At 70.3% G+C, this 11179-nt stretch carries 12 protein-coding genes; 3 read left to right on the plus strand and 9 right to left on the minus strand.

All coding sequences use genetic code 11. From position 1 onward, the window contains the following. Positions 1-137: 137 nt before the first annotated feature. Positions 138-413: a glutaredoxin family protein gene (locus AB0P41_RS22960; protein WP_104786857.1), complete on the minus strand. Its 276-nt coding sequence runs from the start codon at positions 411-413 to the stop codon at positions 138-140. Between the two features lie 144 nt (positions 414-557). On the opposite strand from AB0P41_RS22960, the gene AB0P41_RS22965 reads away from it, so the two are divergent. From AB0P41_RS22965 to AB0P41_RS22975, 3 genes are all read left to right on the plus strand, one after another. Beyond that, complete coding sequence (locus tag AB0P41_RS22965; RefSeq protein WP_365933830.1) at positions 558-1499, plus strand: HAD-IB family hydrolase; 942 nt, start codon at positions 558-560, stop codon at positions 1497-1499. A gap of 398 nt (positions 1500-1897) precedes the next feature. Further along, entirely contained in the window at positions 1898-2683 is a 786-nt protein-coding gene (locus AB0P41_RS22970) for an ECF subfamily RNA polymerase sigma factor, BldN family (protein ID WP_356710042.1), read from the plus strand. A gap of 209 nt (positions 2684-2892) precedes the next feature. After that, positions 2893-4089, plus strand: a complete 1197-nt coding sequence (locus AB0P41_RS22975) for a DUF5667 domain-containing protein (RefSeq protein WP_356710044.1) — start codon at positions 2893-2895, stop codon at positions 4087-4089. Between the two features lie 112 nt (positions 4090-4201). Here the strand turns inward: AB0P41_RS22975 and AB0P41_RS22980 are convergent, their stop codons facing one another. From AB0P41_RS22980 to AB0P41_RS23015, 8 genes are all read right to left on the minus strand, one after another. Next, positions 4202-5251: a lysophospholipid acyltransferase family protein gene (locus AB0P41_RS22980; RefSeq protein ID WP_356710046.1), complete on the minus strand. Its 1050-nt coding sequence runs from the start codon at positions 5249-5251 to the stop codon at positions 4202-4204. Between the two features lie 16 nt (positions 5252-5267). Beyond that, the gene (locus tag AB0P41_RS22985; protein WP_356710103.1) at positions 5268-6341 is read right to left on the minus strand and encodes an NAD-dependent epimerase/dehydratase family protein; all 1074 of its coding nucleotides are present in this window, start codon (positions 6339-6341) and stop codon (positions 5268-5270) included. Positions 6342-6569: 228 nt separating this feature from the next. Continuing rightward, complete coding sequence (locus AB0P41_RS22990; RefSeq protein ID WP_003948845.1) at positions 6570-6668, minus strand: AURKAIP1/COX24 domain-containing protein; 99 nt, start codon at positions 6666-6668, stop codon at positions 6570-6572. 110 nt (positions 6669-6778) lie between these two features. Then, entirely contained in the window at positions 6779-6991 is a 213-nt protein-coding gene (locus AB0P41_RS22995; RefSeq protein ID WP_014046653.1) for a helix-turn-helix domain-containing protein, read from the minus strand. 128 nt (positions 6992-7119) lie between these two features. Then, positions 7120-7935 carry a phosphatase gene (locus tag AB0P41_RS23000; RefSeq protein WP_365933832.1) on the minus strand — a complete coding sequence of 272 codons (816 nt, stop codon included), beginning with the start codon at positions 7933-7935 and terminating at the stop codon, positions 7120-7122. Between the two features lie 100 nt (positions 7936-8035). Continuing rightward, positions 8036-9208 (minus strand): acetoin utilization protein AcuC, encoded by a 1173-nt coding sequence (locus AB0P41_RS23005; protein ID WP_356710050.1) that lies wholly within the window; start codon positions 9206-9208, stop codon positions 8036-8038. Further along, entirely contained in the window at positions 9177-10379 is a 1203-nt protein-coding gene (locus tag AB0P41_RS23010) for an MFS transporter (RefSeq protein ID WP_365933834.1), read from the minus strand. The genes AB0P41_RS23005 and AB0P41_RS23010 overlap by 32 nt, the downstream gene beginning before the upstream one ends. Before the next feature lie 42 nt (positions 10380-10421). After that, positions 10422-11069 (minus strand): HAD family hydrolase, encoded by a 648-nt coding sequence (locus AB0P41_RS23015; protein ID WP_356710054.1) that lies wholly within the window; start codon positions 11067-11069, stop codon positions 10422-10424. Positions 11070-11179: the final 110 nt, after the last annotated feature.

Here is an 11179-nt window from a genome sequence, read left to right on the forward strand (position 1 = left end):
GCGGTCCCGGAACCCGGGACGGCCTCAGCCCGTTGCAGGCCCGAAGGGGGCAAGACGGTACACACTCCTCATGTCCACGCCCCCGAGACCACTCAAAACGCCCATGATGTTAACCGGGATTCGCCCAGGAAGCCCCCTCACGTACGCAGTGCGGTGCGCAGCCGCGCCGGATCCACCCGCCAGAAGGTGTGCTGTTCGTCATCGATCAGGACCACCGGGATCTGCTCCCAGTACTCCTTGTACAGCGCCTCGTCCCGCGTGATGTCCTTCTCCACCCAGGACGCGCCGGTCTCCTCACAGACCTCACTCACCACCAGCCGGGCATCGTCACAGAGGTGACACCCGGGCTTCCCCACCAGGGTCACCACCCGGTCCGCGGGGTTCTTCCTCGTACGACGCAGCAGAGCACTCATACCTTCATTCTGCGCCCCTCGACGGCCCCTTCCGGCCGCCCCGGGGACGCGGAATCACCCGTTTAACGCCCCGGTCCCGGAGAGTTCACACCGCCGCATCCCGCCAGGTCGGGAAGAGCCGAACAGAATGGCTATGCTCACGACATGGCCGCTCTTGGATGGCTCACCCCCCGCAGGCGCCCCGCCACGGCACGCAGCGTGCTCGCAGGCGAGGCCGCAGCCGAGGCCGCGCAGAAGTCGGCACTGCCGGCCGGCGCCGAAGAGCTGCTCATCAGCCCCGCAGAGCCCCGGGAGCCCGTCTTTCCGGTGGCCGGGGACACCCGCGCCGCGGCCTTCTTCGACCTGGACAACACCGTCATGCAGGGCGCCGCGATCTTCCACTTCGGCCGGGGCCTGTACAAGCGGAAGTTCTTCCAGCGGCGCGAACTCACCAGGTTCGCCTGGCAGCAGGCCTGGTTCAGGCTGGCCGGCGTCGAGGACCCGGAGCACATGCAGGACGCCCGCGACAGCGCCCTGTCCATCGTCAAGGGCCACCGTGTCTCCGAGCTGATGTCCATCGGCGAGGAGATCTACGACGAGTACATGGCCGACCGCATCTGGCCCGGCACCCGCGCCCTGGCCCAGGCCCACCTCGACGCGGGCCAGAAGGTCTGGCTGGTCACCGCCGCCCCGGTGGAGACCGCCACGATCATCGCCCGCCGCCTCGGTCTCACCGGCGCCCTCGGCACGGTCGCCGAGTCGGTCGACGGCGTCTACACCGGCCGGCTGGTCGGCGAACCCCTGCACGGCCCGGCGAAGGCCGAAGCCGTACGCGCGCTCGCGGCGGCCGAGGGCCTGGACCTCGAGCGCTGCGCCGCGTACAGCGACTCGCACAACGACATCCCCATGCTGTCCCTGGTCGGCCACCCGTACGCGATCAACCCCGACTCCAAGCTGCGCAAGCACGCCCGCTCCCTGGACTGGCGGCTCCGCGACTACCGCACCGGCCGCAAGGCGGCCAAGGTCGGCATCCCCGCCGCGGCGGGCGTCGGCGCGCTGGCCGGCGGCACGGCCGCCGCAGTGGCGATCCACCGCCGCCGCCGCTGACCCCTGCAAACGGCGGCCTCCTCCACGGAGGCCCCTCCTCCCCGCGGTCCCGCCTTGCGGCCCCGCAGCGGCACGCCCGAGCACGTACGCCCGATCGGGAGCGGAACAGCGGCACGGACACCCATCGCTCCGGCCAGTCGCGTTACGTACGGACGACCACAACCCGTCGCCGCCATAGGCAGATTCCGAAGCTATTCGATCAATAACCGGTCACGATGTGCTGCCTGAATCGTCACTTAGAGGTGACAGAAGCGACCTAACCGGTGATTTGAGCAACTGGGTGTAGCACGGCCTGTACGAAGCGTTATTCTCCTCAGACGCACAAGGAACCCGTCACCCATTACCACGAGTGACGGTTTTCAACTGCACGTGATGGAAGCTCTGCCTCTGGGAGTCCCGTGTACCCACACGTCGGGGTTGACACCTCGGGCCTGGCTACGCTGCGCGCAACGGTCCTCGACCGCTTGCGCGGCTTCGTCCCCACCGCGTACGCCGTCCCCCAATTTGCCACCCCTGTACCTGCCGGCCCTTGCTATGCGCTGGCCGAACGCAGCGCGGCCGTCGGAAGACGCGGTAACCGCGGCGCTGCGGCTGCCGTGCCGTCGGCTCCCGTCCGCCGTCCCACAGCCGACAGCGACAGCGCGCGCATGATGGATCTCGTCGAGCGCGCGCAGGCCGGTGAGGCCGAGGCCTTCGGCCGCCTGTACGACCAGTACAGCGACACCGTGTACCGGTACATCTACTACCGCGTGGGAGGCAAGGCGACAGCGGAGGACCTCACCAGTGAGACGTTCCTGCGCGCACTCCGCCGTATTTCCACCTTCACCTGGCAGGGCCGCGACTTCGGCGCCTGGCTGGTCACCATCGCTCGGAACCTGGTCGCCGACCACTTCAAATCCAGTCGTTTCCGACTGGAAGTGACCACCGGCGAAATGCTCGACGCCAACGAGGTCGCGCGGAGCCCGGAGGACTCCGTCCTGGAATCCCTCTCCAACGCCGCTCTGCTGCAAGCCGTACGCCGGCTCAACCCACAGCAGCAGGAGTGCGTGACCCTGAGATTCCTGCAGGGTCTCTCGGTCGCCGAGACCGCCCGGGTCATGGGAAAGAACGAGGGCGCGATCAAGACCTTGCAGTACCGGGCCGTGCGTACGCTCGCACGACTTCTGCCGGACGACGCCCGCTGACGTCACCATCCGTGACGTGTCCGTGACACACCGATCGGATCCTCCGCCGTCCGTAACCCAACTGCCGCGCCACTCGTTGTGCCGGATGCAGGCCCCCTGTTCGCCACACCTGACCGTTTCCACTCGCTCGTTCGTGTGGAAACGTCTCCGGTGGGCAACTTCCGGACCCTCAGGGGAGTCGACCGTCATGACGAGAGGAGGTGCCGCCAGTGATCGCAAACGTTTCGGCACACCGGCGGGCGAACGCCTTCGCCCAGGCCCTGGAGGAGCAGTCCCCCCAGGGTGCGGCGGCCGTACAGCCCGAGGACCCGGCCCAACCGGCCGACCACGGAACGCTGTTGGCCCTGGCGAACGGCCTCGGTGAGCTACCGGCGCCGGAATTCGATCCCGAGGTCAAAGTGGTGCAGCGAGCGCAGCTCCTCGCGGCCATGGAGACCATGTTCGCCGAAGGCGGTGCGTCCACGGGCCCTACGGTGCCCGAACAACGGAACAAGGGAGCCCACCGGGCCTCCCCCATCCGGAAGCTGCGCCCCCGCTCCCGCTGGGCGAAGGGCCTCACCGCCGGCGGACTCACCGTCGGTGTGGCCGCGGGAGCGTTCGGCGGAGTGGCCGCTGCCAGTTCCGACGCCCTGCCGGGTGATTCCCTCTACCCGCTCAAGCGCGGCATGGAGGACATCAGCCTCGGCATGGCCAGCGGGGACGCCGACCGGGGTGAGGCCTACCTCGACCAGGCGTCGACCCGTCTCGGCGAAGCACGCCGGCTGATGGAGCGGGCCCGCTCCGGAGAGATGGACCACGAGTCGATCGGTGACGTCAGGCGCGCGCTCGACGGCATGACGCACGACGCCACCGAGGGCCACCGCCTGCTCCACACCGCCTACGAGCGCGACGGCGCCATCGGGCCCATCCAGACGCTGGACTCCTTCTCCCGCTCGCACCGCGCGAGCTGGAGCAGCCTCCGCGACCGGCTGCCCGTCCAGCTGACCGACATCCGCGACAAGGTCAGCTCCGTCTTCGAGGCCATGGACCAGGAGGTCGCACCGCTGAAGTCCCTGCTGCCCCGCACACCGGGCACCGAAAGGGACGCGCCGCCCGCCGGTGCCACCCAGGAGGACAGGGGCTCCACGGCCCCGGAGAAGGCTCCGTCCTCCTCCGCGGCCCCGGACGACAGCGCGTCCACCAGCAGCGCCGGGCCGAAGCCCTCGGGCTCCGGCTCCACTCCCGCCGACGGTCTGCTCGGAGGCGGCTCCGACGGCCTGCTGGACGATCTCCCGGCGGACGGCACCACCCCGTCGTCCCCGGGCGGCGCACCCGGCGCGTCCCCCGCGCCCGACGTCACCCTGCCGCCGCTGCTCCCGGGCCTGCTGCCCGGCCTGGGCATCGACAGCGAGGACGTCCAGCCGTAGGGCCGCCGCATGTGAGGAGGGCGCCGTCCGGACCGGACGGCGCCCTCCTCACGTCGGCCGTGCGGTCGACGGGCGTGCGGTCGACGGGCGTGGGCGTGCGGTCGGCCTGCGGTCAGAAGAAGACCGACCGGCGCTGCACCAGCAGCTTGTAGAGCGTGTGCTGGATCTGTTCCCGCACCTGGTCCGTCAGGTTGAACATCAGCATCGGGTCCTCCGCGGCCTCCGGCGGATACCCGTCCGTCGGGATCGGATCCCCGAACTGGATCGTCCACTTCGTCGGCAACGGCACCGCACCGAGCGGTCCCAGCCACGGAAAGGTGGGCGTGATCGGGAAGTACGGGACCCCCAGGACACGGGCCAGCGTCTTCGAGTTGCCGATCATCGGGTAGATCTCCTCGGCGCCCACGATCGAGCACGGCACGATCGGCACCCCGGCCCGCAGCGCCGTCGACACGAAGCCGCCCCGCCCGAAGCGCTGCAGCTTGTACCGCTCGCCGAACGGCTTCCCGATGCCCTTGAAGCCCTCCGGCATCACCCCCACGACCTCACCGCCCTGCAGCAGCCGCTCCGCGTCCTCCGCGCACGCGAGGGTGTGCCCGGCCTTCCTCGCCAGCTCGTTGACCACCGGGAGCATGAAGACGAGATCGGCCGCGAGCAGCCGCAGATGCCGCTCGGCCGGGTGGTTGTCGTGGACCGCGACCTGGAGCATCAGCCCGTCCAGGGGCAGCGTCCCGGAGTGGTTGGCCACGATGAGCGCCCCGCCGTCGGACGGGATGTTCTCGATGCCCTTCACCTCGACCCGGAAGTACTTGTCCGCCAGGGGCCGCAGCATCGACATGAGGACCTGGTCGGTCAGCTCCTTGTCGTAGCCGAACTCGTCGACCTCGTAATCCCCCGTGAGGCGGCGCCGCAGAAAGGCGAGCCCTCCCGCGATCCGCCGGTCCCAGCCGCTCCCGGAGCCCTCTCCACCGTCCTGTGAGGCGGCGTCCGCGGCCTCAGCGGCCCCTTCAGGCACCTGGCCGCCCGGCAGGGCGCTCACGGGCGCGGGACCGGCCGAAGCGGGCTGCTGGGCCCTCCCGGCACCCGGCAGCGCTCCTCTGCGCCGCCCCGCGCCCGAGCGCGAACGGTCGTCGTCGAAGGGAATGACCTTGGCGTCCGCCATCGTCGGTCGCGCTCCTCTACCTGGCGCCGTGAGTCGAATGTGTCCTGCCTGCCGGTCCCCAGCCGCCGAGCGGCAGCTCGGCCAGCCTCCCGACCGCCCTGTCCACCCGCTCGGGAGGCAGCAGCCCCGGCCCCCGGCTCCGGGCGAACTCCGCGAACGTCTCGGCCGTGGTGAACCTCGGCCGGAAGCCCAGCGTCTCGCGCATCTGGACCGTCGAGACCACCCGGCCGTGCGTGAGGAGCCGGATCTGCTCCGGCGAGAAGTCCGTCATACCGATCGTACGGAGCGCCGACCCCACCCAGGTGACGGCCGGCAGCAGCACCGGCACGGTAGGCCGCCCCAGCCTGCGCGAGCACTGCGAGAGCAGGAGCACTCCGGCGCCCGCGATGTTGAACGTGCCGCTGTTCAGCGTGCCGCGCCGGGGCTCGCGGGCCGCGATCTCCAGTACGTCGACGACGTCGTCCTCATGCACGAACTGCAGCCGGGGGTCGTACCCGAGGACCGTCGGCAGAACGGGCAGCGACAGATAGTCGGCGAGCGGCGAGTCCGGCTCGGGGCCCAGGATGTTCGCGAACCTCAGCACGCACACGGCCACGTCCGGCCTGCGGCGCGCGAAGCCGCGGACATAGCCCTCGACCTCCACCGCGTCCTTGGCGAAACCGCCGCTGGGCAGGGACTTGGGGGGAGTCGTCTCGGTGAAGACCGCGGGGTCGCGCGGGGCGGAGCCGTACACGTTGGTGCTGGACTTGACCACGAGCCGCTGGACGGTCGGGGACTTCTGGCACGCACCGAGCAGCTGCATCGTGCCGATGACGTTGGTCTCCTTGACCGTCGTCCGGCCACCCGCGCCGAGTGCCTTCGCGGAGACGTCCAGATGGACGACCGTGTCGACGGAATGCTCGGCGAGGACCCTGGCGATCGCCGACTGCCGGATGTCCGCCAGGACGAATTCGGCGTCACCCAGCTCATGCTCCGGCGCGACCGCGTCCACGGCGATCACCCGGTCCACACCGGGATCCCGCTGGACGCGCCGCACGAAACGGCCCCCCAGCTGCCGGGCCGCGCCTGTGACGAGCACGATCTTCCCCAAGATCAGCGCCTTCCGTCGATCGTTCACCGAGCGGGGTCTTCCCCTGGCCGTCACCGTAGTCGGTGGATGTTGCCCTGTGATGACCCCGGGCGGGCTTTACCGAAGCTGTGGCGGGAATACCACCGGATCCGCCGCACATCACCGGGTCCGGAGCACCTGCCCGGAAAACGCGCCGAGGCCCTCCCGCCAGGACGGCGGAAGGGCCTCGGACTCACGAACTGCGTTCGCTTACTTCTTGTTGCGACGCTGAACGCGCGTGCGCTTGAGCAGCTTGCGGTGCTTCTTCTTGGCCATCCGCTTGCGCCGCTTCTTGATAACAGAGCCCACGACTACCCTCGCTCACTTCTTCTTCACTGGTGCGGGGCGTCTGGGCCCACACGACCTACGTCGGCCTAGCCTACCCGCCACCGGGTGAGGGGCGTAATCCGAGGGCGACGTCAGGCCGACTCCACCCCCACGAAGGACTCTCGGAGATACTCGTGAACCGCTTGCTCCGGGACCCGGAAGGACCTTCCCACCCTGATCGCCGGCAGATGACCACTGTGCACCAAGCGGTACACGGTCATCTTCGACACCCTCATGACCGAGGCGACTTCCGCCACGGTCAGAAACTTGACCTCGTTGAGAGGCCTCTCGCTGCCAGCAGCCATGACCCACCTGTACCTTCCGCACGAGACGCGCACCGGCTTCCCCTCCGGTGACTCTTCGTCGTTGTGCGCTCACTCCCCAGATTAGGGGCGGGTGATGCGAGTGGGGAAGAGGTGAGACGATCGGCCGCCTACTGTGACAGACACGCCCGATTGAGTACATACCGAGTAAGAGGCCGGTAGTGGTCCGACCGCACGCCGTCATCAACCGGAACGGCGACGGACACCCGCCCCTCCGCCTCACCCACGAACAGCGCGGGGTCATCGGTATCGGCCAGCCCGATGGCCTCGATGCCCAGCTGACCTGCGCCGCAGACCCATCCGTGGTCCCCGACCACCAGCTCGGGCAGCACCCCACGGGCGTTCACGGTCTCCTCCAGCACGGCCCGAACCGGGAGCGGTGAGTGGGTGTGTGCGCCGGTGGCACCGCCAGGGGCCCGCACGCCCGGTTCGCGCACCAGCGCGACGCCTCGTACGTAGTCGAGGCTGTACGTGCGTACGCCGAACCGGGTCGTTATGTCGACACATCGCCCCTGCGCGGAGGTGAGCACCACGCACCCGGCCGCCGACAGCGCGTCTGCCAGCCCGGCGTAGAACCCCAGCAACCGGTGCGGGTGCCCGGTGCCGAACAGCACCGGAGCCCGTCTCTCCGCGGCCCTCGCGAGCCGTTCCGCGAACGCGTCCAGCGCGGCCAGGGTCCGCTCCGGATCGATGACATCCGGACCTGACACATGATCAGGGTCGGCCGAGACCCCGCACTTGTCGGCCATCAGACGCAGCAGGTCCCGCTCACCCCACGCCCGGTCGGGATCGAGCCCGAGCAACGCACGGGGGTCTCTCGCCGCGAAAAGCCGATAGCGCCTCAGACTCGTCTCCCGCGGCGTGGCCACGGGCCCGGCGAGCCGGGCCGCCAGCAGATGAGCGCGCAGCGCTCCGGTGCTCAACACCCTCCCGATGCTGCCGCACCGCGAGCGTCCCCGGGCCGGAACCCGGGTACCGCACCACCGTTGGCGTAACGGCCTCGCAAACGGGGCTCGTGGCCTTCCCTCAGGCCAGCAGCCCCCGCAGCGGGAACGCCGACCGCCGTGTCGCCAGCACCGCCTGGTCCAGCCGGTCCGCCGGGTCGTACCCGTCCTCCCAGGGCTTCCACGACGGCGTACGGCCGTCCGTCATCCGGGCCGGGCCCAACTGCCGCGTACGGGCGTAGACCTCGTCCCGCCACGACGACGGGATGACCGACTCCGGCGCCACCGGCGCGTGGGCGGCGATCCCCACGAGGTGCGTCCAGGACCGGGGCACCACATCCACCACCGCGTAGCCGCCCCCGCCCAGCGCCACCCAGCGCCCGTCCTCCGCGTAGGTGTGGGCGAGATCGTGGCAGGCCTCCATCACGGCCCGCTGGGCGTCCAGCGACACGGCCAGGTGGGCCAGCGGGTCCTCGAAGTGCGTGTCCGCGCCGTGCTGCGTCACCAGCACCTGCGGCCTGAACTCCTCCAGCAGCTCGGGCACCACGGCGTGGAACGCCCGCAGCCACCCGGCGTCACCCGTGCCCGCCGGCAGCGCCACATTCACCGCGCCGCCCTCACCCGCTCCCGAACCGGTCTCCTCCGGCCAGCCGGTCTGCGGGAACAGCGTGCGCGGATGCTCGTGGAGCGACACGGTCAGCACCCTGGGGTCCTCCCAGAACGCCGCCTGCACCCCGTCCCCGTGGTGGACGTCCACATCGACGTACGCCACCCGCTCCGCGCCCAGCTCAAGCAGCCGGGCGATGGCGAGCGCAGGGTCGTTGTACACACAGAAGCCCGAAGCCGCCCCGGGCATCGCGTGGTGCAGCCCGCCGGTGAAGTTCACGGCGTGAGCGGTCTCCCCCCGCCAGACGGCCTCCGCGGCCCCCACCGAGAGTCCGGCGATCAGCGCGGACGCCTCGTGCATGCCCTCGAAAGCGGGGTCATCGACCGTCCCCAGCCCGTACGCCTGGTCGGCGGCCCCCGGATCCGCGGACGCCGCCCGGACGGCCGCCACGTAGTCCTCACGATGCACGAGCCGCAACGTGGAGTCCCCGGCCGGCTTGGCCGTCCTGACATCCACCGACCCGTCCAGGCCGAACGCCCGCACCAGTCCCCTCGTGAGGGCGAGTCTGACCGGATCCATGGGGTGACTGGACCCGAAGTCGTATCCCGTTACTGCCTCATCCCACATCAGCCGCGCGCGCCCGCTCATGTCCGCCACCGTATCGGGCGGGCTCCGCACCGAACGACCGGGCGTACACGAGCGTCGCGAGGACCAGAACCATGGGCACGAGCATCGCGCCGCGGTAGCTCCACGCGTCACCGAGCGCCCCCACGAGAGGACTGCCGACGAGGAAACCCACGTAGTTGAAGACGTTCAGCCGGGCGACGGCCACATCACTCGCCCCGGGGAACATCCTCCCCGCCGCCGCGAAGGTCTGCGGCACGATCACACAGAGCCCGAGGCCCAGCAGCGTGAAGCCGAGCATCCCCCACCAGGCTCCGGGCGCCACCGCCACCACCGCGAAGCCGACGGCGGCCAGCACGCTGCCGCCCCGCACCACGGCCACCGCCCCGAACCGCCGCACCCCGAGGTCCCCGACGGCCCGCCCCAGCAGCGTCGTCACCATGTAGACGTTGTACGGAACCGTCGCCAGCTGCTCCGAGCTGCCCAGCACGTCCTGCAGATACTTCGCACTCCAGTTGGAGACCGTCGAGTCCCCGATGTACGCGAACGCCATCACCAGGCAGAGCGGCAGCAGCAGCCTGAACGGCACGGAGCCACCCTGCCCGTGCTTCGCCTCCACCTGGTCCCCGCCGGTCCCGCCCTCCGCGTACCACCTGCTGCCGATCAGAGCCGCGGGCAGCAGGACGGCCACCACGGGCAGATAGGACGCGAGCAGCGACAGGTCCCAGTGCGCACCCGCCCAGGCCATCGACGCCCCGGCGATGCCACCCAGGCTGTACGCGGCGTGGAAGCCCAGCATGATGCTGCGCCCGTACGCCCGTTGCAGGCTGACGCCCATCATGTTCATCGAGGCGTCCAGCGCCCCGACCGCCAGCCCGAAGACACCGAGCGCGACGACCGCCTGCCAGACCTCGCTGCCGGCACCCACGCCGAGCAGGGCGAGCAGCACGACGGGCTGCGCCCACCTGAGCACGGCCCCCGGCCGTACCCGCGCGACCACCTTCTCCGTCGCCACACTGGCGACCCCCGCCAGGACAGGCACCGCGGCCAGGAAGGCGGGCAGCAGCCCGTCGGATATCCCGTACCGGTCCTGGATGGCGGGGATGCGCGTCACGAGCAGGGCGAAGGCCACACCTTGCACCAGGAAGCTGAGCGCCAGGGAGGCTCTGCCGTACCGCAACCGCGCATCCGTCATGGCCGCGAGCGTAGAGCCCCGGTCTACCGCTGGGTAGATCGGTCAGGCGAGCAGTTTCGGGAGCTGCGACATGTCGGAGAAGTGCCCGGTGACCCCGACGAGCCGGTCCGCCGGCATCATCGAGGTGAACCCGTACACCTCCATCCCGGCCGCGCGGGCCGCCTCGACGCCGAGCGGGCTGTCCTCGATCACGACACACCGCTCGGGGGCGACGCCCATCCGTTCGGCGGCGTGGAGGAACAGGTCCGGGGCCGGCTTCCCCCGCCCCACGTCCTCGGAGCTGAAGATCCACTCCTCCTCGAACCACTGGTCGAGGCCGGCCTTGCGGTGTCCGGCCGCGATCTTCTGGTGGCTTCCGGACGAGGCGACGCAGTACGCCACCCCGTCGGCGACGAGCTCGCCCAGCAGCTCCTCGACCCCGTCCACGGCGACCAGTTGCTCCGCCTCGAACGCGGCGAGGGTGCGGCGGTGCAGCTCGTCGTCGAAGTCCGCGGGGAGCTTCTGGCTTGTCCGCTCGTCCACCAGGTCGTGCACCCGGTGGATGGCGGCCCCCATGTAGTCGCGGAGGGACTCCTCGTACGAGGTGGGGTGACCGAGCTCCGTGAGGTAGCCGGCCAGGACCGTGTTGGAGATCGGCTCACTGTCGACGAGCACGCCGTCGTTGTCGAAGATGACCAGTTCGTAGCGCATGGTTCGACCCTAGACGCTCTGAACGCAGAAAAGCCCCGTGCCACAAGGGCACGGGGCTTTCCCGGAATAATTGTTCGGCGGCGTCCTACTCTCCCACAGGGTCCCCCCTG

This window comes from Streptomyces sp. NPDC079167, assembly GCF_040686735.1.
GTDB lineage: Bacteria > Actinomycetota > Actinomycetes > Streptomycetales > Streptomycetaceae > Streptomyces.